This window comes from Pandoraea sp. E26, from assembly GCF_000681415.1.
GTDB classification, from domain to species: domain Bacteria; phylum Pseudomonadota; class Gammaproteobacteria; order Burkholderiales; family Burkholderiaceae; genus Pandoraea; species Pandoraea pnomenusa.
This window is the reverse complement of sequence record NZ_AYXJ01000014.1, coordinates 94,299-119,560: the sequence shown is the minus strand read 5'-3', so window position 1 is coordinate 119,560 and position 25,262 is coordinate 94,299. Positions and strand designations below refer to the sequence as shown.

General features: G+C 65.4%; 23 protein-coding genes. 12 read left to right on the top strand and 11 right to left on the bottom strand.

The features are described from left to right. Nucleotides 1-62 precede the first annotated feature (62 nt). Nucleotides 63-1,121 (bottom strand): taurine ABC transporter substrate-binding protein, encoded by a 1,059-nt coding sequence (tauA, locus tag W930_RS0110580; RefSeq protein ID WP_023873090.1) that lies wholly within the window; start codon nucleotides 1,119-1,121, stop codon nucleotides 63-65. Nucleotides 1,122-1,418: 297 nt separating this feature from the next. On the opposite strand from tauA, the gene W930_RS0110575 reads away from it, so the two are divergent. Continuing rightward, entirely contained in the window at nucleotides 1,419-2,954 is a 1,536-nt protein-coding gene (locus tag W930_RS0110575; protein WP_023597581.1) for a PLP-dependent aminotransferase family protein, read from the top strand. Between the two features lie 48 nt (nucleotides 2,955-3,002). Here the strand turns inward: W930_RS0110575 and dkgB are convergent, their stop codons facing one another. Further along, nucleotides 3,003-3,809: a 2,5-didehydrogluconate reductase DkgB gene (gene dkgB / locus W930_RS0110570; protein WP_023597580.1), complete on the bottom strand. Its 807-nt coding sequence runs from the start codon at nucleotides 3,807-3,809 to the stop codon at nucleotides 3,003-3,005. Between the two features lie 162 nt (nucleotides 3,810-3,971). Here dkgB and W930_RS0110565 point away from each other — a divergent pair, with 162 nt between their 5' ends. Beyond that, entirely contained in the window at nucleotides 3,972-4,904 is a 933-nt protein-coding gene (locus W930_RS0110565; RefSeq protein ID WP_023873091.1) for a LysR family transcriptional regulator, read from the top strand. Between the two features lie 170 nt (nucleotides 4,905-5,074). Next, on the top strand, nucleotides 5,075-6,568 hold the full coding sequence (locus W930_RS0110555) for a carboxylesterase (RefSeq protein WP_023873092.1): 1,494 nt from the start codon (nucleotides 5,075-5,077) through the stop codon (nucleotides 6,566-6,568). A 30-nt stretch (nucleotides 6,569-6,598) separates the two neighbouring features. Here the strand turns inward: W930_RS0110555 and W930_RS0110550 are convergent, their stop codons facing one another. From W930_RS0110550 to W930_RS0110530, 5 genes are all read right to left on the bottom strand, one after another. Further along, the gene (locus W930_RS0110550) at nucleotides 6,599-7,345 is read right to left on the bottom strand and encodes an ABC transporter permease (protein ID WP_023597576.1); all 747 of its coding nucleotides are present in this window, start codon (nucleotides 7,343-7,345) and stop codon (nucleotides 6,599-6,601) included. Nucleotides 7,346-7,357: 12 nt separating this feature from the next. Continuing rightward, nucleotides 7,358-8,128, bottom strand: a complete 771-nt coding sequence (locus W930_RS0110545) for an ABC transporter permease (protein ID WP_023597575.1) — start codon at nucleotides 8,126-8,128, stop codon at nucleotides 7,358-7,360. A gap of 33 nt (nucleotides 8,129-8,161) precedes the next feature. Next, entirely contained in the window at nucleotides 8,162-9,079 is a 918-nt protein-coding gene (locus tag W930_RS26965; RefSeq protein WP_080685130.1) for an ABC transporter ATP-binding protein, read from the bottom strand. After that, nucleotides 9,076-10,062, bottom strand: coding sequence for an ABC transporter substrate-binding protein (locus tag W930_RS0110535; protein ID WP_023597573.1), 987 nt, complete (start codon nucleotides 10,060-10,062; stop codon nucleotides 9,076-9,078). Before W930_RS0110535 ends, W930_RS26965 begins: the two co-directional genes overlap by 4 nt. 290 nt (nucleotides 10,063-10,352) lie before the next feature. After that, nucleotides 10,353-11,246, bottom strand: coding sequence for a LysR substrate-binding domain-containing protein (locus tag W930_RS0110530; protein WP_023597571.1), 894 nt, complete (start codon nucleotides 11,244-11,246; stop codon nucleotides 10,353-10,355). Nucleotides 11,247-11,452: 206 nt separating this feature from the next. On the opposite strand from W930_RS0110530, the gene W930_RS26960 reads away from it, so the two are divergent. The 6 genes from W930_RS26960 (at nucleotide 11,453) to yddG (ending at nucleotide 17,076) form a co-directional block, all read left to right on the top strand. Then, a complete protein-coding gene (locus W930_RS26960; RefSeq protein WP_023597570.1) occupies nucleotides 11,453-12,319 on the top strand; it encodes a transporter substrate-binding domain-containing protein in 867 nt (288 codons plus the stop codon). A 13-nt stretch (nucleotides 12,320-12,332) separates the two neighbouring features. After that, the gene (locus W930_RS0110520) at nucleotides 12,333-12,998 is read left to right on the top strand and encodes an amino acid ABC transporter permease (protein WP_023597569.1); all 666 of its coding nucleotides are present in this window, start codon (nucleotides 12,333-12,335) and stop codon (nucleotides 12,996-12,998) included. Nucleotides 12,999-13,013: 15 nt separating this feature from the next. Next, the gene (locus tag W930_RS0110515) at nucleotides 13,014-13,700 is read left to right on the top strand and encodes an amino acid ABC transporter permease (RefSeq protein WP_023873098.1); all 687 of its coding nucleotides are present in this window, start codon (nucleotides 13,014-13,016) and stop codon (nucleotides 13,698-13,700) included. Nucleotides 13,701-13,702: 2 nt separating this feature from the next. Further along, nucleotides 13,703-15,205: an argininosuccinate lyase gene (gene argH / locus W930_RS0110510; protein WP_023873099.1), complete on the top strand. Its 1,503-nt coding sequence runs from the start codon at nucleotides 13,703-13,705 to the stop codon at nucleotides 15,203-15,205. Then, the gene (locus tag W930_RS0110505; RefSeq protein ID WP_023597566.1) at nucleotides 15,205-15,942 is read left to right on the top strand and encodes an amino acid ABC transporter ATP-binding protein; all 738 of its coding nucleotides are present in this window, start codon (nucleotides 15,205-15,207) and stop codon (nucleotides 15,940-15,942) included. The genes argH and W930_RS0110505 overlap by 1 nt, the downstream gene beginning before the upstream one ends. Before the next feature lie 210 nt (nucleotides 15,943-16,152). Further along, entirely contained in the window at nucleotides 16,153-17,076 is a 924-nt protein-coding gene (gene yddG, locus W930_RS0110500) for an aromatic amino acid DMT transporter YddG (RefSeq protein WP_023597565.1), read from the top strand. Nucleotides 17,077-17,168: 92 nt separating this feature from the next. Here the strand turns inward: yddG and W930_RS0110495 are convergent, their stop codons facing one another. Together W930_RS0110495 and W930_RS0110490 are read right to left on the bottom strand one after the other, a co-directional pair. Continuing rightward, a complete protein-coding gene (locus W930_RS0110495; RefSeq protein ID WP_023873100.1) occupies nucleotides 17,169-18,614 on the bottom strand; it encodes an NAD-dependent succinate-semialdehyde dehydrogenase in 1,446 nt (481 codons plus the stop codon). Between the two features lie 95 nt (nucleotides 18,615-18,709). Further along, nucleotides 18,710-19,849 (bottom strand): iron-containing alcohol dehydrogenase, encoded by a 1,140-nt coding sequence (locus tag W930_RS0110490; RefSeq protein WP_023597563.1) that lies wholly within the window; start codon nucleotides 19,847-19,849, stop codon nucleotides 18,710-18,712. 121 nt (nucleotides 19,850-19,970) lie between these two features. Here W930_RS0110490 and W930_RS0110485 point away from each other — a divergent pair, with 121 nt between their 5' ends. After that, nucleotides 19,971-20,909 carry a LysR family transcriptional regulator gene (locus tag W930_RS0110485; RefSeq protein ID WP_023597562.1) on the top strand — a complete coding sequence of 313 codons (939 nt, stop codon included), beginning with the start codon at nucleotides 19,971-19,973 and terminating at the stop codon, nucleotides 20,907-20,909. A 175-nt stretch (nucleotides 20,910-21,084) separates the two neighbouring features. Beyond that, nucleotides 21,085-22,428, top strand: coding sequence for an MFS transporter (locus W930_RS0110480; protein ID WP_023873101.1), 1,344 nt, complete (start codon nucleotides 21,085-21,087; stop codon nucleotides 22,426-22,428). A gap of 99 nt (nucleotides 22,429-22,527) precedes the next feature. On the opposite strand, the gene W930_RS0110475 is transcribed toward W930_RS0110480, so the two are convergent. Beyond that, complete coding sequence (locus W930_RS0110475; RefSeq protein WP_023873102.1) at nucleotides 22,528-23,412, bottom strand: LysR family transcriptional regulator; 885 nt, start codon at nucleotides 23,410-23,412, stop codon at nucleotides 22,528-22,530. Nucleotides 23,413-23,542: 130 nt separating this feature from the next. Here W930_RS0110475 and argC point away from each other — a divergent pair, with 130 nt between their 5' ends. Beyond that, a complete protein-coding gene (gene argC / locus W930_RS0110470; protein WP_023873103.1) occupies nucleotides 23,543-24,472 on the top strand; it encodes an N-acetyl-gamma-glutamyl-phosphate reductase in 930 nt (309 codons plus the stop codon). Nucleotides 24,473-24,518: 46 nt separating this feature from the next. Here argC and W930_RS0110465 read toward each other — a convergent pair whose 3' ends face one another. Further along, nucleotides 24,519-25,199: a dihydrofolate reductase family protein gene (locus W930_RS0110465; RefSeq protein WP_023873104.1), complete on the bottom strand. Its 681-nt coding sequence runs from the start codon at nucleotides 25,197-25,199 to the stop codon at nucleotides 24,519-24,521. Nucleotides 25,200-25,262: the final 63 nt, after the last annotated feature.

The following is a 25,262-nucleotide window of genomic DNA, read 5'->3' as shown; positions in this document are numbered from 1 at the left end:
ATCGAGCGATCGGGGAGGGGCCGTCGCGCCGAACCCTGTCGGCGCCACGGCCCCGATACGGCTTACTTCAGTTTGAGAGCGGCGTCGACATAGCGCGACGTGACGTACGGGGTGTAATCCGCCTTGACGGCGTTGATCTTCTGCTGGCCCTTGAGGAACTCGGCCGTGTCCTTGAGCGCCTTGGCCGCGCGGCTGTCCTTGCCGCCGCCCAGCCATTCCGACGACGCCTGCTGTTGGGCGGACGGGAACGCGTACAGCGAGAGCGCGCCCGGCACGTCTTCCGGCTTGCCGCCGATCATCTTCACGATGGCCTTGACCTGCGGCGACGCGGGCGTCCACGCGGCATGGTTCTGACGGTACGCCGCGTCGGCGTCGGCGATTACCTTGACGAACTTCGCCATGAAGTCGGCGTTCGCCTCGCCCCACTTGCGGTCGACGGCAATGCCGTCGAACGTCGGCTTGCCCTGTTTCGACAGCTCGCCGGACGTGATGAGCACGTGGCCGCTTTGCTTGATCTGCGCAAGCGCCGGATCCCACACGTAGGCCGCGTCGATGTCGCCTCGCTCCCAGGCCGCGACGATCTGGTTCGGCTGCATGTTGAGCACCTGCACTTCCGTGGGCTTGATCCCCCATTGCTGCAGCGCAAACATGGTGTGGTAGTGGGTCGTGGAGACGAACGGTACACCGATCTTCTTGCCCTTCAGGTCAGCCGGCGTCTTGATGTTCGACGCATTGCGCACGACCATCGCCTCGGCCTGGTTGATGTCGTCGAGGATCCAGAACAGTTGCAGATCCAGCCCCTGGGACACCGCCGCCGCCATCGGACTCGAGCCGAGTACGCCGATCTTGATATCGCCCGACGCCAGCGCCGTGGCCACCTTGGCGCCGGATTCGAACTGGCGCCAGTGGATCTTGTAGCCCGTCGCCTTTTCGAACTCGCCGCTGGCGATGGCCGTGAGCCACGGGTCGACGATCTGCTGGTACGCGATCGTCACCTCCTTCTCCTGCGCCTGCGCCGTGGCCGGCAGCGTCAATCCGAGCGTAAGCGCCGCGGGCAAGGCCGCCGCCGCCAGTGCTGTGGCGGCGAACGCCCGTCGCAGCCGGTTCGGAAGTCCATTCATGGTTCACCTCTAGTCGGGAAGTTTTTCGATGGAACACTCGGGGTTGACGCAATTGGCGTGTCGAATCGGCGTCAAGTGTCTGCATCATTGCCGCCAGCATTTTTGTTCGTTAGAGCCAGTTGGCCGCATTTGATGATGCCAACTGGTCCAGTGACCCCATCACCCGTCCGCAACCCGCATGGATGCTCGAATCGGCCACAATTCGGCGGAACTGCGGATAAACCCCAATTCGGAATTAACGTCACCGCCTGATGAGTAATAATTGACGTTCTGGAAGTGACAGGATGAGGTGGCGCGATGTCGAGCCGGATTTCAGCGGCGATGTGGAACCAGTTGTTTCTGATGTCGGCGCGCGCCGGCATGAGCCTGCAAAGCCAGATACGCCAGATGCTCGTCTCGGCGATTCTGGACGAGCGGCTCATGCGTGGCGCCGCGGTGCCGTCGTCGCGCGAGCTGGCCGAAGGACTGGGGGTGGCGCGCAACACGGTGGTGCTGGCCTATCAGCAACTGGTCGACGAGGGCTACCTGATCGCAAGGGAGCGGCGCGGTTACTTCGTCAATGGCGACATCCTGGCGCCGCGCGTGGGATCTCAGGTCGCGCCCGCACGGGACGTGCCAGAGCCTGCCGCTGGCACCATCGCGCCGCTCGATCCCGCCACGCCGGACTGGGAGGGGCGCTACGTGGTGCGGCCGTCGGGCCAGCGCAACATCGTCAAGCCCATCGACTGGCAGCAGTACCAGTACCCTTTCATTTACGGGCAGTTCGATCCGTCGATGTTCCCCACGGCCGATTGGCGCGAGTGCTGTCACAAGGCGTTGACCGTCATGGAGATTCGCGACTGGGCGCCGGACATGATCGCCCGCGACGACGAGACGTTGATCCAGCAGATTCGCACCCGGGTGTTGCCGCGTCGTGGGGTGTGGGCCGACGCCGACGAAATCGTGCTGACCAACGGGGCGCAGCAGGCGTTGTATCTGCTGGCGGACCTGCTCGTCGGGGCACGTACGACCGTCGGTATCGAAGACCCGGGTTATCCGGATGCGCGCAACATCTTTGCGATCCGCACGCCGAACCTGGTCGGCCTGCCGGTCGACGAACACGGGCTGCCGGTCGACGAGCGGCTGTCGCAATGCGACTACGTCTACGTCACGCCGTCGCACCAGTGCCCCACGACCACGACCATGCCGCTGGCGCATCGCGAGGCGTTGCTGCGCCGCGCCGAAGCCGACGATTTCGTGGTGATCGAGGACGATTACGAGAGCGAGAACAGCTATTCGGACATCCCGATTCCGGCGCTCAAGAGCCTGGATCGCAGCGACCGGGTCATCTACATCGGCAGTCTGTCGAAATCGTTCGCGCCGGGGTTGCGGCTGGGTTACATCGTGGCGCCGGCGGCGCTGGTGGCGGAGTTGCGCGCGCTGCGGCGCCTGATGATTCGCCACCCTTCGGCCTTCATCCAGCGCTCGTTCTCGATGTTCCTGGCACTGGGGCATCACGACGCGCTGCTGCGGCGTCTGGCCGACACCTATGCGAAGCGCGCCGAGGTGCTGAGCGCGGCGCTGACCACGCATATGCCGGAAGTGTCGTTCGTGCAGGTCAAGGGCGGGGCGTCGTGCTGGGTGCGCGGGCCGGAGGCGCTCAACGCCAATGTGCTGGCCGCCCGGGCGAAATCGCGAGGCATTCTCATCGAACCGGGCGACGTCTTCTTCATGGGCGATGCGCCGCCGCGCAACACATTCCGACTGGGTTTCTCGTCGATTCGCCTCGAACATATCGAGGCGGGCATCGTCGCACTTGCCGAGGTGATGCGCGAGACGTTGGCGGCGCAGTAGCGCCAGACCGGCGTCAGGGCGTGCCGTTGCGTCCGTGCACGCTCGCCATCAGTCCCACTGCGGCGCCAGACCGTCCGGGTTGACCTCGCGGCCGTTGCGCTCGAGCGCGGCGATGCGAGCCATGTCGTCGTCGGTAAGCCGCAGCGATTGGGCCAGCAGGTTGCTCGCAAGGTTCTCCCGTTTGGTGGACGATGGAATCACCGAGAAGCCGCGCTGCATCGCCCAGGCGAGCGTCACCTGCGCTGGCGTGGCCTGGTGGCGCCGTGCGATGTCGCCGATCACGGGGTCGCCCAGCACCTTGCCGTAGGCGAGCGTCATGTACGAAGTCACGTGAATGCCTTCCTGCGCGAGGAATTCGACTAACCGGGCGTTCTGCAGGTAGGGGCTCAGCTCGATCTGGTTGGTCGCGATGGCGTCCTTGCCGACGGCGGCGATGGCCTGCTTCGTCAGCGCGATGTTGAAGTTCGATATGCCGATACGGCGTGTCAACCCACGGGCCCTGGCCTCGACCAGCGCGTGCATGAATTCCTCGAGAGGTACACCGTTGTTGGGCGCGGGCCAGTGAATCAGCGTGAGGTCGACGTAGTCGGTGCGCAGCCTGGCGAGACTCTGTTCCAGGCTTGGCGCGAGCTTTTCGCGGGCGTAGTTGTCGACCCATATCTTGGTGGTCAGAAACAGGTCGCCGCGGGAGACGCCCGACTCTGCGATCGCCTGTCCGACCTCCGCTTCGTTGCCATAGATCTGCGCGGTGTCGATCGCGCGATAGCCAAGGTCGAGACCGTTTCGTACGGAATCGATCACGACCCGATCCTTCAGGCGGAAGGTGCCCAGGCCAAATGGAGGAATGTGGTTCATCCTGTAACTCCTGTGTTGAGTGATGCGCTCAAGCATCGGGGATTACTGTCGCGGCGCGTGAGGTGGAATCCCGATTTCCTTGAGGGTAGCGCGTAGTTTGCCGCCTTTACTTTTGATGAAAAAGTAGCGTATAAGCGAAATTATTTTGATTTCAAATCAATAATGAAGGTCACGCTCGACGAACTTCAGGCGTTTGCCGCCGTGGTCGACACCGGCTCGATCACGGCCGCCGCGCAGCAGCTCGGCCTTACCGTGTCGGCGACGAGCCGCACGCTCGGGCGTCTGGAAGAGAAGTTGAAGACAACGCTGCTGCGCCGCACGACACGGCGCCTGGCGCTCACGGACGAGGGCGAGGCGTTTCTGCGAAATGCCCGCTCGATCATCGACGCCGTCGAGAACGCCGAAGCGCAAATGCTCACCCGGCGGGAAAAGCCATCGGGACGCTTGCGGGTCGACGCCGCCACGCCGTTCATGCTCCATGTGATCGTGCCGCTCGTGGCGGGCTATCGCGAACGCTATCCGGAGGTGGAGCTCGAGCTCCACAGCAACGAAGGCATCATCGACCTGCTGGAGCGGCGGACCGACGTGGCGATTCGCATCGGGCATCTCAAGGATTCCACGTTGCACAGCCGTCTGATCGGTCACAGTCGCGTGCGAATCCTCGCGAGCCCCGCCTATTTGCAAGCTCACGGAACCCCACGTAAGGCAGAGGACCTCGCAAGGCATTCGCTGCTGGGATTCAGTCAACCCGAATCGCTCAACGCATGGCCGATTGCCGGCGCCGGCGCCGACGGCGCGCCGCACCGGATCGTGCCGGACATCGTGTCGTCGAGCGGCGAAACACTGCGCCAGCTGGCGCTCGAAAGCGCGGGAATCGTGAGTCTGTCGGATTTCATGACGGTGCGTGATCGCGAGGCAGGCCGTCTTGTGCAGATCCTCGCGCGTCAGACCCTGGACGTGCGCCAGCCGATTCAGGCGGTCTATTACCGAAACACGGCAATATCGTCGCGAATCGCGTCGTTCGTCGATTATCTGGTGGCCGCGCTCGGCGAGCCGGCGACGCAAGGCAAGGGCAAATCATGGACGGCGTCATGACGGCGAGCGTCGCGGCGCCTTCGCGCGAGCCGGTCGCCGACGTCCCAACGCCGAAATACGTCGCCTTCGGCGCTTCGCACGTCTAATATTTCACCGAAGCGGCGTGCACGGCGATCCGGGCGGACCTGCCCGGGGGATGCGCGCGCGACACAACACGCCGGGGAGTCGTCATGCAGGCAAACGTTCGCGGTAGGGTCTGGAAGTGGAGCAAGCGAGGGCTGGTGGCGTTGCTGCTGGTCCTCGGAACGCTTCTGGCACTTCGCATCTACGACACCCAACGTGGTCCGGGGCTGTCGCTGTGGCACACCTATGTGCCGCCAGACTGGCATGCGGCGCAGATCGATCACGCCACATGGGGCGCCTATCTCGACCATGAGAACGCGTTGTTCGACGATGTTCGCGAGCATGTGAGCGACCAACTGCCGCCCGACGAGCGGGTCGCGAGCAACCGGTTCAATCCGCGCAGTGCCATCTATCCCGAGCATTTCAAGCAGGACTGGAACCGTTCCTACACGCTGATGCCGCAGGGCACGCCGCGTGGCGTGGTGGTGCTGCTGCACGGCCTGACGGATTCGCCTTACAGTCTGCGGCACATCGGTCGGCGTTATCGGCGTGACGGCTTCGCGGTGGTGGCGATCCGCTTGCCCGGTCACGGCACGGTACCGGCCGGGCTGACCGATGCGACGTGGGAGGACTGGCGCGCGGCTACCCGGCTGGCGGTCCGCGAGGCGCGCGCGCTCGTGCCCGCGCCCGCGCCGCTGCATCTCGTCGGGTTCTCGAACGGCGGTGCGCTCGCGATGCAGTTCGCACTCGACGCACTGGAGAACGACACGCTCGCACGGCCCGACCGGCTGGTGCTGATCTCTCCGATGATCGGCATCACCCGCTTCGCGCGTTTTGCCGGGCTGGCCGCCTTGCCCGCGTTCCTGCCGCCGTTTGCGAAAGCGGCCTGGCTTGGCATCGTGCCCGAGTTCAATCCGTTCAAATACAACTCGTTTCCCGTGAACGGTGCGCGCCAGTCGTACGCGCTCACGCAGGCACTTCAGGCGCAGATCGCGCGCATGTCGCGCCAAGGCGTGCTCGACGGTGCGCTCCCGCCGGTGCTGACGTTTCACTCCGTACTCGACTTCACGGTCAGCACGCGCGCCGTGGTCAGCGCGCTATACGAGCATTTGCCGGCGAACGGCAGCGAGCTGGTCTTGTTCGACATCAACCGCTCGGCGAAGATGACGCCGTTTTTTCGCACGGCGGCGTCCGATGCCATGCTTCGCCTGCTGCCATCGGGACGCCGGTCCTATCGCACGACGGTCATTACCAACGCTGGCAACGATTCGCCGGACATGGTGGCGCAAGTGACAGAGCCGGGCAGCAGCGAGACCGCCGCCCGGGCGATCCCGTTCCAATATCCGCCGGAGATCTTCTCGTTGTCGCACGTGGCATTGCCATTTCCCATGTCCGACACGCTGTATGGCCTGCACCCGGACGAGCCTGAAAACTACGGCGTGCATCTCGGCGCGATGTCGGTGCGTGGCGAGGTGGGGTTCCTCGTGATTGGCTCGGACACCTTTGTGCGGCTCTCGTCGAATCCGTTCTATCCGTTGATGGAGCAGTACATCGATGGCCTGACCGGCGCGGTATCGCAGCAGACGGCTTCGCGGCCCTGACGGCTGCGGGCCATACGGCAGGCCCGCGGGTCAAGCCGTGGGCGTGCCGTATCGCCGGCTCATGGCCATGAGCAGCGCGTTGCCGGCCACGGCGAAGAGCACGAGAAAGAGTGCGACGGCCATGATCGTGTCGATGTCGCCGAGGTTCATTGCGTTGGCGATCTGATGGCCCAGCCCCTTCTGCGAAGCGAACATCTCGCCAATCAGCACCCCTAGCAACGACAGTGAAAACCCCAGCCGTACACCGGCGAACACCTCGGGTAGCACCGCGGGCAGGACAACGTGCAACGCGATCTGTCGGCGCGAGAGATGCATGGCATGCGCCGCACGGAAATACACGGGACGGATCTGCCGGATGCCGTTCATCGTAAAGATCAGCACCGGCATCAGGCCGTGCATGACCCCGAACGCCACCTTGGCCGCGAGCCCCAGGCCGAAGATCAGCAGCACCAGCGGGTACAGCGTGACCTTGGGCAACGCGTACAGGTTGACGAGAATCGGCTCCGCCACGTTTGCCGCAAGTCGATTCGCGCCGAGTACGAGGCCCAGCGCAACGCCCCCGGCGATGGCGATCGCCAGCGAGTAGACGAGCGCCCGACCGGTTTGCGCGGCATCGTCCCAGAACGCCGCCGTGCTCATCATGCGCCACAGCCCCTGCACGGTCGTGGCGGGCGAACCCAGGGCCGCGGGGTTGAGCTGGTGCACGGCCAGCCACAGAACCAGGAGCCCGAGCAGGACGGCCAGCGTACCGAGGGGATTGGCTTGCTTCGTTTCCATGCGATGGCCCTGTCAGCGTCGCGGACTGGCGACGTTGCCGCGTCGCGCCCGAAAGCGCGCGTCGACGTGGTCGAGCACGCCGTTGACCAGTGTCACGGCAATCAGCACCATGAGCATCAGCGCATACATGTCGGCATTCTCGAAGTTGTTGTAGGCGTAGCCGATGGCGTATCCGATGCCCGCGCCCGACAGAATGAACTCGGACGCGATCACCCCGATGAAGGCATGCGAGACCGCGAGTCGCACCCCACCGAACAGGTGCGGCAGGGCGGCCGGCAGCTTCACATGCCACACGGCCTGCCAGCGGGACAGCCGCATCGTTCGCGCGGTTTTCGCGTACACGCGAGGAATGCGATCGAGCCCGTTCATCGTTGCGGTCACCATCGAGACGACGGCGAGCAGGGTGGCAATGACAATGATCGGCAGCACGCCCACGCCGAACAGCACGATGAATACGGGATAGAACGCGAATGTCGGTACGGCGTAATAACTCGCGATGAGCGGCTCGAGTGCGCGGCGCACGCCGGGCATCGCGTGGATGGCGAGCCCGGCGACGAAACCGAGAACGACGGCGCACAGCGAAGCGACGGCGATGCTCGCGAAGCTCGTCGCGATGTCGCCCGCGAAGCGGCCTTCGCGCAACAGATCAATGGCATGCCGGGCCATGGCGCTCGGGGCAATCAGGACGGTGCCCGGAATCGTGCCGCTGCGGCACAGCCATTCCACCAGCAGGATCAGGCCGGCGACGATGCCCATGCGGATGAGGCGTTCAGTGTGAATCATGACCACGGCGTTTCCACGTTCTGCGCGGCTCGCTCAGCGACCGCGAAGGCCGGGGCGGCGTACGCCGCCGTCGCGCGGGGGCTGGCCGGCCTGCATCGCCTTGAGCGACTCGTCGCGCAACGTCGCCCAGAGGCGGGCGGTAATGTCGCCGAAACGCGGCGCGGCCACGCCGCGACTGTCGCGATGACGGTCCCAGCCGGTCTCGACGATGTCGATGAAGCGGCCCGGACGCGACGACATCACGCCGACGCGATCCGAGAGTACCGCCGCCTCGTCGAGCGCGTGCGTGATGAGCAAGACGGTCGCGGACGTTTCGCGCCACAACCGCAGCAACTCGTCGCCCATGAGCATGCGTGTTTGCTGATCGAGCGCGCCGAATGGCTCGTCAAGCAGGATCAGGCGCGGGGCGATGACGAGCGTTCGTGCAATGCACATGCGCTGACGCATGCCGCCCGAGAGCTGGGCGGGGCGGGCGTTGGCGAAGTCGCGCAGCCCCATGAAGCCGAGGGCGTAGTCCACGCGACGAGCGATCTCCGCGCTGTCGACCCCGGCCATGCGAAGCCCGAAACCGATGTTCTCGCGCACGGTGAGCCACGGGAACGAGGCGTCCTCCTGGAAGACGACGCCGACCCCGTCGGGCACGCCGCCGTTCACCGGTCGCCCTTCGAACAGCACGGTGCCGGTGGTCGGCGCCGCGAGTCCCGCGATCACTTCGAGCAGTGTCGACTTGCCGCATCCCGACGGGCCGACGACCGAGAAGAATTCCCCGCGACGCAGCGTCAGATCGATGGGGCCGAGCGCCTGCATCTTCACTTTTCGCTGTGTATTCCCGCTCGGCGTGTCGAACACCTTGGTCACACCCGACAGCACGGCGTGTGGCTCGTGGCCGGTCAACGTTGCGCCAGCGACGTCTACCAGATGCAGGTGCGGGCCCGTTCCATGGGAAGTCATGGCTGACCCTTCGCGCGGAGGTCGGCCGGCAGGAAGCGGGTGTCGATGAGCTTCGTCCAGTCCACGTCGTCACGAATCTCGCCGATGAGCCTGAGCCCGTCGGCCACACGATCGAGCTCCGCGCGGTCGAATTGTCCCGGGCTCCACATGCGCGCCCGGATCATGTTGTCGACGGCTTCCCGGGCGATGTCGGGCGGGAGCTTGAATTGCGCGGCCAGCAGTTTCGCGGCGCCCGCGGGGTCGGCGTAGGTTGCGTCCACCCCGGCGCGGCGCCCCGCGATGATGGCGCGCAGTGTGTCGGGATGCGATTGCGCGAACGCGCGCGTGGTGATCCCCACGGACGTGGTCATCGGCTTGAGGATGTCGCCCGCGCGATACAGCGTGCGGTACTTTGCCTTGCGCACGAGGGAGAGCGGCTCGATGGCAACCGCACCGGCCACGGCGCCCTGTTCGAGCATCGTCATGCCGTTGACGTATCCGCCGGAGGCCACACGGGTGATCTTCGAGGCATCGACCCCCTTTTCGCGCAGCACCATGAGGAAGAGCATTTCCGACACGCTCTTGGGCGATGTGATCGCCACTTTCCTGCCGACAAGATCGTTGATCGAGCGGACCGGGCTGTCGGGCATCGTGACCATCGACGCTTCGGCCACGCTGCGCGTGCCCACGTTGACGATCACGATGTCCAGACCCTGGCGCGCCGCGGCGAGTGCGGCCGATACGGCCACTTCGCCGTACGGGGTCTTGCTGGCGAGAATGTTGCGCACGGTGGTGCCGCCGCCGCCCGAGCCAAGAATGCCCGTGATGTCGACGCCCGACTTTTTGAACAGGCCGCGATCCATCGCCATCGCATAGGGCAGCCCGTATAGGCTGCTTCCCCATTGTGTGACGGAGATTTCTTCGGCCTGCGCGACACGCGAGGTCGGCAGCCAAACGGTGCATGCCAGGGCAAGCAGGGGAACGAGGCGCAACAGCCTTTTCATCATCGACTCCGGGTCAAACCAGCCAGCGCATTACCAAACGCCGGGAAAGAATCAAACATCAGCGCACCCTGGGGCGCGAGCATCGGGCCGATAGGGAGCACGGGCGCGCCGCGCCATCTCGCGGCGAGGGCGAGGCGGTACAAAAGGCGCTGGACAAGGGGCGCCGCCGCGCCGGAAAGCTCACATGATGAAGCATTTTGGTCTTTCGCGCCGCGTGTGGAAGTGGGCGCGATCGCGCGCCATGTACGAAGCTCGCCCGGTGCCAATCGGTTGACCCGTGGCGCCGTGCGTCAACGCACGCCGCTGACGACGTCGCGCAGCGTGGCGGCGAAGCGCTGGGCGAGCAGGCTCTGCGGCCCATGCCGCGGACGCAGCAGATGCGTTGTGAACAGGACATCCGGCGAAAACGGGCGATAGTCGAGATGGGGCCCCGCGTACGCCTGCGCCACCGCTCGGCTCACCACGCTCACCCCAAGCCCGCCGGCGACCAGCGCGCACACGGTCGCTTCATACGGGGTTTCGAGCTCCTTGTGCCGGAGTTCCACGCCGGCTTCGCGAAACCGCTGATCGATCTTCATGCGTGTGCCGTCGACGAGCGAGAGCGCGATGAACGGCTCGTGCTCGAGATCGGCCGGCGTTATCACGTCATGCGCCCCGAGCCGGTGACCGCCCGGAAACGCGCAGACGCCGGCAATTTCGCTGATGGTCGTCGCTTCGATACCGGAGACGTCGCGGCTCACGTAGGACACCACGCCAAGATCGCAGAATTGCGACGCCACCCAGTGCGCCACGCGCGGCGAATCGTTGGTGAGCAACGAAACGGCGACACCGGGATGCGTCTCGCGAAACTGCCGGATCACTTCAGGCATCTGCGTGAGCGCAATCGAGGGGACGGCACCCACTCTCAGACGGCCAGTGCCCGAGCGGCGGATCTGCTCGGCGGAATCCTCGAGGCTCTTCAGGCTGACGAACGCGCGCTCGACGTCGCGGAACAGCTCGGCGCCTTCGTCCGTGAGCTGCAGACGGCCGTTGATGCGCTCGAACAGCCGGAATCCCGCGCTGTCCTCCAATTGCCCGATCAGCCGGCTAATGTTGGGCTGCGACGTATGCAGCGCGTCGGCCGCCGCGGTCATGGACCCCGTCTGAATCACGGCGCGAAACGCTTCCACCTGCTTGAACTTCATCGTCGTCGGTTCTCGGCTGACCCGCTCGCCGCGAAGGGCGGGGGTATATCAATAATGTATGAGCTCGTATTGTATTGTGATTTTTAAGAATGCCCCGGCGCAGCTACAGTCTTGGGTATCCGGTCGCAGCGCTCTCAGGAAAACAGCATCGCCCGCCTGTCGGCGCCCGGCCTCCTTTCGTGTCGTTCCGCATTCGGGAGCCATCGATGTCAAGCCTGCGCCGTTCGTTCGTATTCACTTCCGCCCTGGCTGCGTGTGCCGTTGTCGTCACCATGACGCTGGGCGCGCGACCCGTGCTGGCCGCGCCTGGCGATCTGCCGCCATTGCCGGAGGAGATCAAGTCACAGGGTCAACTGCGCGTCGGCGTGCGCTGCGACCAGCCGCCTTACGGGTACCAGGACAGTACCGGCGCGTTTGCCGGTGTGGAAGTCGAGATGGGCCGCCAGATTGCCGAGTGGGCGTTCGGCTCGAAGGACAAGGCGGTGTTTACTTGCGTGACGGCCGAGAATCGCGTGCCGCAACTGCTTGGCCGCAAGGTCGACCTGCTCATTGCCACCCTCGGCGTGTCACCGGAACGCGCGCGCGTGATCGATTTCACGAAGCCCTACCGCTGGGGCGCCAGCGACGTGGTGGTGCGCCGCGACAGCGGTATCGAGACACTCTCCGACCTCAAGGGCAAGACGCTCGTCGCGCTCAAGGGTTCGGTGCAGGCGAAGTGGTTCGAGGATCACATGCCAGACGTGAAGATGCTGCGCCTGAACACGGCTGCCGACGCCATGCAAACCTTCCGTCAGGGCCGCGCCGACGCCTACACGCACGACGCCGCGACCCTCGTCGTGGCGGCGGCGAAGGACCCCGGAGCGAAACTGCTGGGGCAGTATTTCCAGATATCAGATGCCGCCATCGGTGTGCGCAAGCATGAGACCGCGTGGCGCGACTATCTGACGGCGGCGATCGCACGCATGCGTTATGAAGGGCGCTTCGTCCAGTGGGTCAAGCAAAGCGTGCCCGAGTCGATCCGCAGCTATTACCTCTCGGTGTTCCAGCAGGGACGTCCGAAGGAAGTCCTGTAATCGGGCGGCCGTCATGGACTTCGACGTTGCCTATCTGATCGCGCAATGGCCCGCGCTCTGGCGCGGCGCATTGATGACGCTGGAAGTCTCGGTGATTGCCATCGTTTGCTCGGCGCTCATTGGCGTGGCCGGATGCGCGATCCGCATCTTCCGCGTGCCGGTGCTCTCCCAGATCGTGACCGGCTACGTGGAGCTGATGCGAAACACGCCCATTCTCGTGCAGCTGTTCTTCATCTTCTATGGATTGCCGGCGATCGGATGCGGCCTGTCGTTGTTCGCCTCGGGGGTGCTTTGCCTGTCGCTGTGGGCCGGGGCCTACCAGATCGAGAACTTGCGCGGTGGGATGGCCGGTGTCGGTCGACGCATGTACGAGTCGTGTCACGCGTTGTCGCTGCGGCCGTGGCATTACTTTACGCTGGTTGCGCTGCCGATCGCGCTGCGCCACGCGCTGCCCGGCATGCTGAACACGGCGATCTCGCTTCTCAAGAACTCGTCTTATCTTCAGGCCATCGGTTTGATGGAACTCACGTTCGTCGCCGTCGACCGCATTGCCACGGACTTTCGCCCGCTTGAGATGTTCGGCGCGATTCTCGTGCTGTACCTGGGCATGGTCGCCGTGCTCGCCCTGCTCGCGCATCGGCTTTCGGCCTGGTTGCAGCGACCGTTCAAGACTCACTGATCTCCGTCGCCGACCATGAACGTCATTCTTGAAAACCGGCTCGTGATCGTTCACGGGCTGCGCATGACGCTGGCGCTTGCCGGCGCGGTGCTCATCTGCACGACCTTGATTTCGCTGGTGCTCGGCGTGCTCGCGACATTGCCCAATCGCGCGCTCCGGTGGATCATCCACGGCTATGTCGAACTGTTCCGCTCGATTCCGCTGATCGTCAATGTCTTTTGCGTGTTCTTCGTTGCGCCGATGTTCGGTCTCGATCTGAGTCCTTTCCTGGCGGCGACGGTCGGACTCTCGCTCTGGGGCGGCGCGAACGGCACGGTGGTCGTCTCCGGGGGCATTCTGTCGGTGGCGTCGCACCAGTGGAAGAGTGCGGCGGCGCTCGGGCTACGCCGCTGGCAGATCTACCGTTACGTGATCGGTCCGCAGTCGGTGAGCGCGATTCTTCCGGCCTATACCGGTCTGCTCACCCTGCTCGTGCAGTCGACGTCGCTCGGCGCGCTCATCGGCGTGAGCGAGTTCCTCAAGGTCAATCAGAACATCATCGAGCGCACCACCATCATGCAGGGCCAGAACCCGGCCTTCGAAGTGTACGGCCTCGTACTCGCTGTCTATTTCGTCATCTGTTCCGCGCTCAGCGCGCTGTCACGTCACCTCGAACGCCGGCTGCAACGCGAACGCGTTCGTCCGCTCTCCACACAAGGTTGAACATGTCCATCTCGAAAGTCAGTCGGCGGCTCACCGAAGCCCTCGCCCCGGAAGTCAACGACATCATCTTCAAGCCGCGCCTGGCGGGCTTCGACGAAACCTTCGTGCCGCTTGGCGACATCAACAAGGCGCACGTGGTGATGCTCGCCGAGCAGGGGTTGATTCGCACCGAACATGCCGCGGCGCTCGCGCGAGGCATTCTCGACATGGAGGCGCAGGGCCCCGGCGCCGTGCCGCTCGACCCGAGCCGCGAGGATGCCTATTTCAACTACGAGGCGCACCTGATGCAACAGGTCGGCGCCGACGTGGGCGGACGCCTGCATACCGGTCGCAGTCGCAACGACATTCTGGCCACCCTCGATCGCCTGCGCGGCCGTGCCACGTTGCTCGATCTGATCGGTGCGCTGGTGCGGGTGCGCGCGACGGCGCTCGAACAGGCCGAGCGTCATGCCGACGTGGTCATGCCCGGCTACACCCACCTGCAGCCCGCGCAGCCGATGACTTACGGCTTCTACCTGGCCGGCGTGGCGCAGGCCCTCGAGCGCGACAGTCGCCGTCTGACGGACACGCTGTCCAACATGAACGTCTCGCCGCTGGGCGCCGCGGCGTTCGCCGGCACGCCGTTCGCCATCGATCGACAGCGTACGGCCGAGCTGCTGGGCTTCGACACCTTCGTCGACAACGCACTCGACGCCGTGGGCTCGCGCGATTTCATGCTCGAGGGCATTGCCGACCTCAGCCTGCTCGCGGTGTTCTGGAGCCGAGTGGCGCAGGACTACTTCGTGTGGACCACCCATGAGTTCGGCATGATCGAATTTCCCGACAGCGTGGCGGCGACGTCGAGCATCATGCCGCAGAAGAAAAATCCGGTCGTGCTCGAGTACCTCAAGGGGCGAACCGGGCACATCGTCGCCGCGCTTCTCGCCTGCTCGATGGCCATCAAGGGGACCCACTTCACGCATACGGGCGACGCCAATCGGGAAGGCACGCACGGTTTCTGGGAGGCCGCCCGAGAGAGCGTGCGTTGCCTCAACCTGCTCGAACTCGTGCTGCGATCGGCGCGTCCGGTCGCTGCCCGCGCGCAGCGTCTGGCGGCAGAGGACTTTTCCACGGCGACCGCGCTGGCAGACCACATGGTGCGCCGACACGACCTCTCGTTCCGAGCGGCGCACCACGTCGTGGGCGCCGTGGTGCGCGATGCGATGGACCGTGGCGTACCGGCCGACCGGATCGACGCAGCGATGGTCGAGGCGGCGGCCACCGAGCAACTCGGCGCGCCGCTCGGCATCGACGCCGACGCAATCCGTGCCTGCCTCGATCCGGAAAGCAATGTGGCGTCGCGCATGTCGCCCGGCGGTCCGAGTCCGGACACGCTGCGCGCGCATGTGCGCGCGGCACGCGAGCGCGTCGAGCAGACGAACGCGCTTGTCGCTCGCTGGCAGGCGCGCCAGGCTGACGCCCGGGCGACGCTGCAAGGCGCCACGCGCGCACTGGCGGGGCTCTGATGGGCGCGCTGCTTTCGATTCGCGGGTTGCACAAGCACTTCGGCCCGCACCAGGTGGTCAACGGTGTGGATCTCGACGTTTACCCTGGCGAAGTCGTGGTCGTGATCGGTCCGAGCGGTTCGGGCAAATCGACGCTGATCCGTTGCCTGAACAGCCTCGAGACGCCAACCGACGGCACCGTCACGCTGGGCGACGCCGCCACGGACGTGAAGGATCACCGCGCCATGGCGAAGTTGCGGGAAGACGTGGGCATGGTATTCCAGGACTACACCCTCTTTCCCCACCTGACCATTCTGCGAAACATCACGCTGGCGCCGGTGAAGCTTGGGCGGATGACGCTGGCGGACGCCGAGCGCACGGCGCATGCGCTGCTCGAACGTGTGGGACTGGCGCACAAGGCGAATGCGCATCCCGCGTCGCTTTCGGGCGGCCAGCAGCAACGTGTGGCCATCGTGCGGGCACTGGCGATGAAGCCGAAACTGATGCTGTTCGACGAGCCGACGTCGGCGCTCGACCCCGAAACCGTGGGCGAGGTGCTTGCGGTGATGAAGGATCTGGCGCGCGACGGCATGACGATGATCGTGGTCACGCATGAGATGGGATTCGCGCGAGAGGTCGCCGATCGTGTCGTGTTCTTCGACCATGGGCGCATCGTGGAGAGTGGCCCACCGGAATCGCTTTTCGGTGCGCCGCGTGAAGCGCGTACGCAGCAGTTTCTCCGAAGCGTGCTGCGTTGAGCGGGCTGACCCTGGTCGGTGGCGTATGACGGCCCGTATCTCGCACGTCGAACTCGCGGGGCGCGCACAAGGCATGGGGTGTCCGCGACTTCGTGATCGTTGGGGCCACCACGCCGCACGGGGCGCCGCGATCGCTATACTGCTGCCCACGGCCGGCTGGCGACGCACAGGCGCCAGCCGGGCCGCTTCGTCAACGAAAGCAGGCAGGGCATGGACAGCAAGCGAAGGAATCGGGCGACGCTCGTCGGGTTGGTGGCAGTGGTGCTGTGGAGCGCGATTGTCGGGTTGATTCGCGGGGTCAGCGAAAGCTTTGGGCCGACCGGCGGCGCCGCGATGATGTACACGGTCGCGTCCGTGTTCCTGTTGCTCAGCGTCGGCTTCCCCGACCTGAAGACATTTCCGAAACGCTATCTGTACCCGGGCACGCTGCTGTTCGTCGTCTACGAGCTGTGCCTGTCGCTGTCCATCGGCTACGCGAATACAGCGCGTCAGGCCATCGAAGTCGGCATGGTCAATTACTTGTGGCCGACGTTCACGATGCTCGCGGCAATCGTCTTCAACCGGCAGCGCGCCAGCTTCTGGGTGGTGCCGGGATTTCTGCTGTCCATGCTCGGCATCTGCTGGGTGCTCGGCGGCGACCAGGGGTTCGACGTCGCGCGGATGGCCGGCAATGTGCTCGACAATCCGCTGAGCTACGCACTCGCGTTCGCCGGGGCGGTGATCTGGGCCGCTTATTGCACGTTGACCGCGCGCTACGCCGACGGCAAGAACGGTGTGACGTTCTTTTTCATGCTGGTGGCGATCGCGCTATGGGCGAAGTACTGGCTCGGGGAACCGGCGCCGATGCGCGTGAGCATGTCCGGCGTTATCTATCTGTTGCTGGCGGCCGGGGCGATGGGTTTCGGGTATGCGGCCTGGAACGTCGGCATTCTGGGTGGCAACGTGACGCTGCTCGCGGGGGCCTCGTACTTCATTCCCGTGTTCTCCGCGGTGCTCTCGGCCGCGCTGCTGCGCACTGCACTGCCCTACACGTTCTGGCAAGGCGCGGCAATGGTTTGCGGCGGTTCGCTGCTTTGCTGGCTGGCCACCCGAAACCGGGGGCGCGCGGTGCGCCGCTCCGGGGCCGGGGATTGAAGGCGTGCGGCTCGCCGGTCCGGTGGTCGTTACGAGCACCGGACCGGCGACGTGATCGCCCGGATCAGGCGGTCACGCTCAAGCGGCCATGATCACGCGGCCATGACCGACACGGCCTTGGTCACGAGATAGGCTTCCATGGCCTCCGGGCCGCCTTCCGAGCCGTAGCCCGAATCCTTCACGCCGCCGAACGGCATTTCGGGCGACGGGGCGGCCGGTTGGTTCACCCACAGCATGCCGACCTCGAGTTGCTGCGAGAGCAGATGCACGTTGCGGAACGACTGAGTGAACGCGTAGCCCGCGAGCCCGAACGGCAGACGGTTGGCCTCGGCGATGGCGTCTTCGAGCTTGTCGAAGCCACGAATGGCGGCCACTGGCCCAAACGGTTCGTTGTTGAACACATCGGCCTCGAGCGACACGTCGGTCAGCACCGTGGGCGCAAAGAAGTTGCCCGACGTGCCCACGCGCTCACCACCGGTTGCCACCGTTGCGCCGGTCTTGCGTGCGTCCTCGACCACGTGGCTCATCGCGGTGAGACGACGGGCGTTGGCGAGCGGCCCCAGGGTCGTGCCCTCGGCCAGGCCGTCGCCGAGCTTCAGGCTTTCGGCGTGCTTCACGAGGGCCTGCGCGAACGCGTCCTTGATGCTGTTGTGCACGAGAAAACGCGTGGGCGAGATACAAACCTGACCGGCATTGCGGAACTTGGCGCCACCGGCTGCCTTGACGGCGAGCGCTAGGTCGGCGTCTTCGGCCACGATCACCGGCGCGTGGCCGCCCAGTTCCATCGTTGCGCGTTTCATGTGCAGGCCCGCCAGCGAGGCGAGCTGCTTGCCGACCGGCGTCGATCCGGTGAACGTGATCTTGCGGATCACCGGGTGCGGGATCAGGTAGCTGGAAATCTCGGCCGGGTCACCGAAGACGAGGCCCACCGTACCGGCCGGAACGCCCGCGTCCACGAACGCCTGCAGCAGCGCGGCGGGGGAGGCCGGGGTCTCCTCGGGTGCCTTGACGAGGAACGAGCAACCGCAGGCCAGCGCGGCACTCAGCTTGCGCACTACCTGGTTGACCGGGAAGTTCCACGGCGTGAACGCCGCCACCGGACCGATCGGCTCCTTGAGCACCATCTGCTGGGCGCTGAGGTTGCGCGACGGGACGACACGGCCGTAAACGCGCATGCCCTCGTCGGCAAACCACTCGATGATGCCGGCGGCAGCAAGCACTTCGATGCGGGCCTCGGCAAACGGCTTGCCTTGCTCCTGCGTCATCAACCGGCCAATGGCGTCGGCACGCTCGCGTACGAGTACGGCCGCCTTGCGCATCGTCGTGGCGCGCTCGACGGCGGGAATCTTGCGCCAGGCGTTGAAGCCGCGCTGCGCGGCTTCGAGCGCCCGGTCGAGATCGGCAATGCCCGCATGCGCGACCTTGCCGATCGGATTCCCGGTAGCCGGATTGATGACGTCGATCGTCTTGCCGCTCGCAGCATCGCACCACTCGCCGTTAATCAGCAGGCGGGTGTCGGTATAACCTGATGTGACCATGGTCGAATTTCCTGGAATGAAGACACAATGTAAGTGAGAGGGGGATCCAGAGCGAGACGCGGCCGGTGTCGACACCGGCCGCGTACCTCGCCACTTTACAACGATGCGACGAGCATCGTGCGGTAGTCCTGCGCACTGGCGTCGCGCGGATTGGTCTTGTGGCTGTGATCCTTCAGCGCGCCGTCGATGATGCGCGGGAATAAATCCTCTGTCACCCCCAGTTCCCTCAGGCCGCGCGGCAGCCCCAGTCGCTGTGTCATGTCGGCGATCGCCGGGCCGACCTCGTCGCCCGTTGCGAGTCCCATGGCCTGAGCCATGCGATCGAGTTTGGCGTCCTGCTGCATCGACGGCGACGCGCGGTTGAACGCGATGACCGCAGGCAGCAGGATGGCGTTGAGCGTGCCGTGGTGCAGGCGCGGATTCAGGCCGCCGAGCGAGTGGCTCAGGCTGTGCACGCAGCCCAATCCTTTCTGAAACGCGAGCGCTCCCTGCATCGAGGCGCTCATCATGTTCAGTCGCGCGGTGCGGTCGCCCGGTTCGCGCGTGGCGCGCTCGATATGGCGCCAGGCGCGCCACAGGCCGTCGAGCGCGATGCCGTCGGCTGGCGGGTTGAACGCCGGCGCCATGAACGTCTCCATGCAGTGCGCGATGGCGTCCATGCCGGTGGCGGCGGTGAGGCCCGGCGGCAGGCCGAGTGTGAGCGCGGGATCGCAAATGGCCACGCGCGGCACGACATGAGGCGAGATGACGCCCACCTTGCGCCCGTCGTCGAGAATCAGGATCGCGCCGCGCCCGACCTCGCTCCCCGTGCCGGCCGTGGTCGGGATGGCGATGACCGGGGCTGTCGCCGACGTAATGCGCGCCGCGCCGCCTTCGATGACGGCAAACTGCTGCAGCGGGCCGTCGTGCGTGGCGCAGACCGCCACCCCCTTGGCCAGATCGATCGACGAGCCGCCGCCCAGCGCGATCACGCCGTCGCAGCCGCTGGCCTTGTACATCGCAACGGCGTCTCGTACCACCGACTCGTTCGGGTTGGGCGGTGTCCGATCGAATACCGGCACGGGCGCGGAGGCCCCCAGTGCGTCGAGCACGGTGTCGAGCAGGCCCGCCGCGCGAATGCCCGCGTCCGTCACGATCAGCGGGCGACGAATGCCGATCCGCTCGCATTCGCCCGCCAGAAGGCGAATCGCGTCGAAGCCAAACTGGATCTGCGTGATGTAGTTGATGAGAGACATGGTGGATGACGAAAAGTTATAGAGGGGCTAAGCTCCTGCGAGGATGTAGCAGTTTATGGCGCGTTGCATTGCGCCGATATTGAAAGCATTTGATAGTGATATAACTTTTCATCAATCCAAGATGCCCCCAACGCTCAACTCGATCATCTCCCGCCTGCACGTCAAACAGCTCCGATTGCTGATCGCCATTGAAGAGCACGGCTCGTTGCTTGGCGCGGCCAGGCAACTCGCCATGACGCAGCCCGGCGCGAGCAAGGCGTTGCATGAGATCGAGACGACCTTCGGCGCATCGCTCTTCGAGCGTTCGAACCGTGGTTTGGAACCGAATGCCGTCGGGCATTGCGTGATCCGGTACGCGCGGCTCATCCAGTCCGATCTGGCGCACCTGCGCGAAGAGATGGTCGGCATCATGCGCGGTCATGGCGGCCGGGTGTCGGTGGGTGTCATCATGGGCGCGGTGCCGCTGCTGACCGACGCGATCACCGCCGTGGGCGAGGCGCAGCCCGACATGTCCATCGAGATCGTGGAAGACACGAGCGCGACGCTGCTCAGCCTGATCGACGCCGGGCGCCTCGATCTCGCCATCTGCCGCACGAGCGTGAGCCAGACGCCCTACCTCTACGACAGCGCGTTCGTACAAGACGAGACGCTTGCGGTCATCGCCAACGCGGCGCATCCGCTGGCTCGCGCCGGAGGCGTTTCGCTGAGCGATCTGGCCGACTACCGCTGGGTCGTCTATCGGGCAAACATGCCGATGCGACGGTTGCTCGAGCGGGAGTTTCACGACGCCGGGCTGCGTTTTCCGTCTCATCTGCTGGAAACGACTTCCGCCTTCGCGACGGTTTCGCTGCTCCAGAAGAATCCGTCGCTCGTGGCGCTCGTGTCCATCGACGTGGCGCGCTTTCATACGGCGCACGGCGTGGCGTGCACGTTGCCACTGCAGCTGTCGTCGCTCAGCGAGCCTTACGAACTCGTGACCCGGCGCGGCGCACCGGTGTCGCACGGGGCCCGGATGCTCATGGACGCGATCGTCGCGCGCGGCGCGACCCATGACGCCTGACGGAACCGCCGCGTCGCCTGACGAGGATCGGAGTATGTGTGTCTCGCATGCCAGCGTTCGGCGTGGCCGTTCGTTGGCATAGCGAAAAGTTATATCGCTAACGCCAACCTTCAGTGTACGGTTGCGATCCGCCTTTGTAGACTTCGTTCGTTCGCAAAATAACGAGGTGGAGACAATGAGCGGAATTGCGCCCAACAGCGCCGGACATGCCGGGCTGACGGCTGATATCAAGGAAACGATGGTTCCCGATGCCGAGCGTCGGCGCGCGTTGCTCGGCAGCGCGGTGGGCAGCACGATCGAATGGTATGACTACTTCCTGTACGGGACGATGGCGTCCATCATCTTCGCAAAGCAGTTCTTCCCGAGCACCGATCCGTTGGTCAGCCAGTTGCTGGCGCTCGCCGCGTTCGCGCTGGCCTTCGTGATTCGTCCGTTGGGCGGCGTGATTTTCGCGCACGTCGGCGACCGCGTCGGGCGCAAGAAGACGCTGGCCATCACGTTGTCGATGATGGGAATGTCGACGGTGTGCATGGGATTGCTGCCCAACTACGACCAGATCGGCGTGTGGGCGCCGATCCTGCTCTCGGTGCTGCGCCTGATGCAGGGCCTGGCGCTGGGCGGCGAGTGGGGTGGCGGTGTGCTGCTGGCCGTGGAGTATTCGCCGCGCCATCGCCGTGGCTTCTTCGGTGCGGTGCCGCAAACCGGCGCCGTGCTCGGGCTGGCGCTGGGCAACATCATCACGTCGCTGCTGAGCAATACGATGAGCGACGCGGACTTCCAGAGCTGGGGGTGGCGCATTCCGTTCGTCGGCTCGATCGTGCTGGTGCTGATCGGGATGTGGATTCGCAACGCCGTCGGGGAGACGCCGTCGTTCAAGAAGATTCTCGCCACGCGCAGCCACGCGCGCATTCCGCTCAAGGAGACGCTCCAGGACCACTGGCGCGTCGTGCTGATCGCGATTGGCGCCAAGGTGGTGGAGACCTCGACCTTCTTCCTTTACGCCACATACACGGTCTCGTACATGATCGGTCACGGCTTCCAGCGCTCGGACATTCTGAACATCGTGTTGGTCTGCGCCCTGATTGCCTTCCCGTTCATGCTGTATTTCGGGCATCTCTCGGACAGGATCGGCCGCAAGAAGGTCTTCATCTACGGCAGTCTCGCCTTCATCGCGTGGATCGGGCCGTTCTTCTGGCTGCTGAACCAGAAATCGATCGTGCTGGCGGCGCTTGCGGTAGGTATCGGCCTCAGCGCGATCTGGACGACCTACGGCTCGATGATCGGCACGCTGCTGGCCGAGGCGTTTCCGGCAAGCATTCGCTACACAGGCATGTCACTTGGCTACCAGATCGGCGCGGCGCTCGTGGGCGGGCCGATGCCGCTGATCGCCACGGCGCTGGTCGCCTACTTCGGCGGCAGCTACGTGCCGGTGGTCGTCTTCATGATGGCGTGCGCATTGGTGTCGATCGTGGCGGTCGCCTTCGCCAAGGATCGCAGCGGCCTGCCGCTCGACGACTGATCGCCGCAGGGGGGGCGCTGGTCTCCGTCGGGCGTCGGCGGCTTCGAAGTTCCGCGACTGCCCGACGGACGACGTGGCGAGATGCCTGCACCGGCGTGTCTATGCCACGCGCAAGTCCCAGAGCACGTCCAGCACGTGTTGCGTGGCACGCTCCACATGACCTGCGCGATGGGCGATGCCGAGACGACGCCAAAGCGCGGGTCGCAACGGGCGCATGACGACACGGTTGTCGGGCACCGGTGTCGTCGCCTCATTGGGCAACAGCGCCGCGCCATATCCGGCGGCCACTAGGCTTTTGATCGCGTCGTTGTAGTTCAGCTCGATGCGCGGCACGGGGCGGTGCCCGCGCGTGGCGAACCACTCCGAGGTCAGCCGCGAGAGGCGGGTGGTGGCGTCATTGAGAATCAGCGGCTGCGCCGCCAGCCATTCCGGCGTGATGCGCGCCGGACACGGCCAGTGCGCCGGCACGAACGCCATCACCGGGTCGCGTCGCCACGGCTTGATGACCAGACCGGCAACCGGCGGTTGCGGCAGCGCCACCAGCCCGATGTCCAGCGTGCCGTCCCCCAGTCGAGAGAGCGTCTCCTGCGACGTGAGCACCGCCACCTGAACGTCGATCGCCGGGTGGTCTCGTCGCAAGGCTTCGAGCGCCTGCGGCAAGAGGTGCGCGATGGCCCCGGTCGATGCGCCCAGGCGCACCCGGCCCTCAAGCCCTTCCACCTGGCGCTGGATATCGTCGAGCGCCTGCTCGGCGTCCGCCAGCAGGCGGCGTGCGCGCGCCACGAGCGCTTCCCCAATGGCCGTGGGACGCACCTGCGCTCGCTTGCGAGAGAGCAGGGGTGCGCCAATGCGGGCCTCCAGCTCGGCGATGTGAAGGCTCACGGTCGGCGCGGCAAGGTGCAGGGCGCGCGCCGCTTCCGCGAACGAACCCCGCTCGGCAATGGCCACCAGCGTACGCAGGCGGTCCAGGCTGATCTCTCGCATGTCGATATCCAGGTTCAGGAAAACTGAACGTCATTGTCATGAAATTCAACTTTCCTTATTCTACCAGCACGCGGAACATGAGGGCTCCTTTCCCCCTTTTCGAGCCTGCGCCGCGCAGGCCATTGCGCTTATGAGCTCTCCCGTAATCTTCATCGATGGTGACCAAGGCACGACCGGACTGCAGATTCACGAACGGTTGCGCGACCGCACGGATCTCCGGTTGTTCACGCTTCCCGCCGCGCAACGCAAGGACGCGACGCGGCGCGCGCAGGCCATCAATGACTGCGACATCGCCATTCTTTGCCTACCGGACGATGCCGCGCGCGAGGCCGTGAAAGCCATCGTCAATCCGGCCGTACGGGTCATCGACGCGAGTTCCGCCCACCGCACGCAGCCGGACTGGACCTACGGCTTTCCCGAGATGTCGCCGGGGCAGGCAGAGCGCATTGCCAATGCGCGCCGAGTGACCAACCCTGGCTGCTATCCGACCGGCGCGATCGCTTTGTTACGTCCGTTGTTGCAGGCCGGACTCATTCCGGACGACTATCCGATCAGCGTGCACGCGGTCTCGGGCTATTCCGGTGGGGGACGTGCGAGGGTGGAAGCCTTCGAGGGGCCGGAAGCCGCCGACGCACCGGCCTATCAGGCATATGGATTGCAGCTCGCGCACAAGCACACGCCGGAGATAGCCCTGCATGCCGGGCTTGCGCATCGCCCGATCTTCTCGCCGGCCTATGGCGCTTTCCGCCAGGGCATCCTGCTCACGGTGCCGCTGGCGCTACGGTATTTGCCGTCCGGCGTGGACGGTGCACGCTTGCACGCATGCCTCGCACGGCACTACGCGGAAGCGGCCCATGTCAGCGTGGTGCCGCTGGAGGCGTCGGACGCCCTGACGCATCTCGACCCGCAGGCACTGAACGGTACGAACGACATGCATCTGCGCGTGCATCGAAACGAGGCGCATGGTCAGGTGCTGTTGTCGGCAGTATTCGACAATCTCGGCAAGGGGGCGTCTGGCGCGGCGGTCCAGAATCTCGATCTGATGCTGGCGCAAGTGTGAGGCACCGGTGCGACCGTCCTTCCCCCGGTGCGAAGGCGGCTGCGCCTCAGGAGGCCGTCGTCGTCGGGGGAGCGCCGGTGCCCCTGCGTCGAAGCACCACGTGGGTGGCCTTCTCCGATGCGATGAAAGTCTCGCATTCGTATCCGAGTGACTGAAGGTCGAGGCCCGCGAACAGCGTCTCGCCGCGTCCAAGCAGTACGGGCGAAATCGCGATGTGCAACGTATCGATGAGTCCCTCGCGCAAATACTGACGAATGGTGCTTGCGCCGCCGCCGATCCGGACATCCTTGCCGGCCGCCGCTGCACGGGCGCGCTCGAGCGCTTCGTGAATGCCGCCGGTGACGAAATGGAAGGTCGTGCCGCCATCCATTGCGACATCGGGTCGCGCGTAATGGGTCAGAACGAACACTGGCGCGTGATACGGCGGGTTGTCGCCCCACCAGCCTTTCCATGCGCTGTCGGGCCAGTCGCCCCGAATCGGGCCGAACATGTTGCGCCCGAGAATCCAGGCCCCGACGTTCTGAAAGCCGCGTGCGGCGAATTCGTCGTCGATGCCGGTCGTGCCGCCCTCGTTGCCGAAGAGTGAGCGCTGGAATGTCTGCGTCGGCACCAGCCATTGATGCAATTGCGTGCCGCCTACACCGAGTGGATGGTCGATGTCCTGATCCGGCCCGGCGCCGAATCCGTCGAGCGAGAGGGTGAAGCCGTCAACGCGTACGCGTGCCATCGTCTGCCTCCGGTTTGGTCGTTTGTCATGCTGCCATGTTCACCGCCAACCTTCGTCGGCACC

Excerpts from the sequence above, each read along its gene's own strand:
- dkgB (WP_023597580.1), bottom strand. The coding sequence starts at position 3,809 with ATGAACCACATTCCTCCATTTGGCCTGGGCACCTTCCGCCTGAAGGAT.
- W930_RS0110520 (WP_023597569.1), top strand. The coding sequence starts at position 12,333 with ATGGACTTCGACGTTGCCTATCTGATCGCGCAATGGCCCGCGCTCTGG.
- W930_RS26960 (WP_023597570.1), top strand. The coding sequence starts at position 11,453 with ATGTCAAGCCTGCGCCGTTCGTTCGTATTCACTTCCGCCCTGGCTGCG.
- W930_RS0110575 (WP_023597581.1), top strand. The coding sequence starts at position 1,419 with ATGTCGAGCCGGATTTCAGCGGCGATGTGGAACCAGTTGTTTCTGATG.
- argH (WP_023873099.1), top strand. The coding sequence starts at position 13,703 with ATGTCCATCTCGAAAGTCAGTCGGCGGCTCACCGAAGCCCTCGCCCCG.
- W930_RS0110475 (WP_023873102.1), bottom strand. The coding sequence starts at position 23,412 with ATGCGAGAGATCAGCCTGGACCGCCTGCGTACGCTGGTGGCCATTGCC.
- W930_RS0110490 (WP_023597563.1), bottom strand. The coding sequence starts at position 19,849 with ATGTCTCTCATCAACTACATCACGCAGATCCAGTTTGGCTTCGACGCG.
- W930_RS0110485 (WP_023597562.1), top strand. The coding sequence starts at position 19,971 with ATGCCCCCAACGCTCAACTCGATCATCTCCCGCCTGCACGTCAAACAG.
- W930_RS26965 (WP_080685130.1), bottom strand. The coding sequence starts at position 9,079 with ATGACTTCCCATGGAACGGGCCCGCACCTGCATCTGGTAGACGTCGCT.
- yddG (WP_023597565.1), top strand. The coding sequence starts at position 16,153 with ATGGACAGCAAGCGAAGGAATCGGGCGACGCTCGTCGGGTTGGTGGCA.
- W930_RS0110505 (WP_023597566.1), top strand. The coding sequence starts at position 15,205 with ATGGGCGCGCTGCTTTCGATTCGCGGGTTGCACAAGCACTTCGGCCCG.
- tauA (WP_023873090.1), bottom strand. The coding sequence starts at position 1,121 with ATGAATGGACTTCCGAACCGGCTGCGACGGGCGTTCGCCGCCACAGCA.
- W930_RS0110480 (WP_023873101.1), top strand. The coding sequence starts at position 21,085 with ATGAGCGGAATTGCGCCCAACAGCGCCGGACATGCCGGGCTGACGGCT.
- W930_RS0110555 (WP_023873092.1), top strand. The coding sequence starts at position 5,075 with ATGCAGGCAAACGTTCGCGGTAGGGTCTGGAAGTGGAGCAAGCGAGGG.
- W930_RS0110515 (WP_023873098.1), top strand. The coding sequence starts at position 13,014 with ATGAACGTCATTCTTGAAAACCGGCTCGTGATCGTTCACGGGCTGCGC.
- W930_RS0110465 (WP_023873104.1), bottom strand. The coding sequence starts at position 25,199 with ATGGCACGCGTACGCGTTGACGGCTTCACCCTCTCGCTCGACGGATTC.
- W930_RS0110530 (WP_023597571.1), bottom strand. The coding sequence starts at position 11,246 with ATGAAGTTCAAGCAGGTGGAAGCGTTTCGCGCCGTGATTCAGACGGGG.
- argC (WP_023873103.1), top strand. The coding sequence starts at position 23,543 with ATGAGCTCTCCCGTAATCTTCATCGATGGTGACCAAGGCACGACCGGA.
- W930_RS0110545 (WP_023597575.1), bottom strand. The coding sequence starts at position 8,128 with ATGATTCACACTGAACGCCTCATCCGCATGGGCATCGTCGCCGGCCTG.
- W930_RS0110495 (WP_023873100.1), bottom strand. The coding sequence starts at position 18,614 with ATGGTCACATCAGGTTATACCGACACCCGCCTGCTGATTAACGGCGAG.
- W930_RS0110535 (WP_023597573.1), bottom strand. The coding sequence starts at position 10,062 with ATGAAAAGGCTGTTGCGCCTCGTTCCCCTGCTTGCCCTGGCATGCACC.
- W930_RS0110565 (WP_023873091.1), top strand. The coding sequence starts at position 3,972 with ATGAAGGTCACGCTCGACGAACTTCAGGCGTTTGCCGCCGTGGTCGAC.
- W930_RS0110550 (WP_023597576.1), bottom strand. The coding sequence starts at position 7,345 with ATGGAAACGAAGCAAGCCAATCCCCTCGGTACGCTGGCCGTCCTGCTC.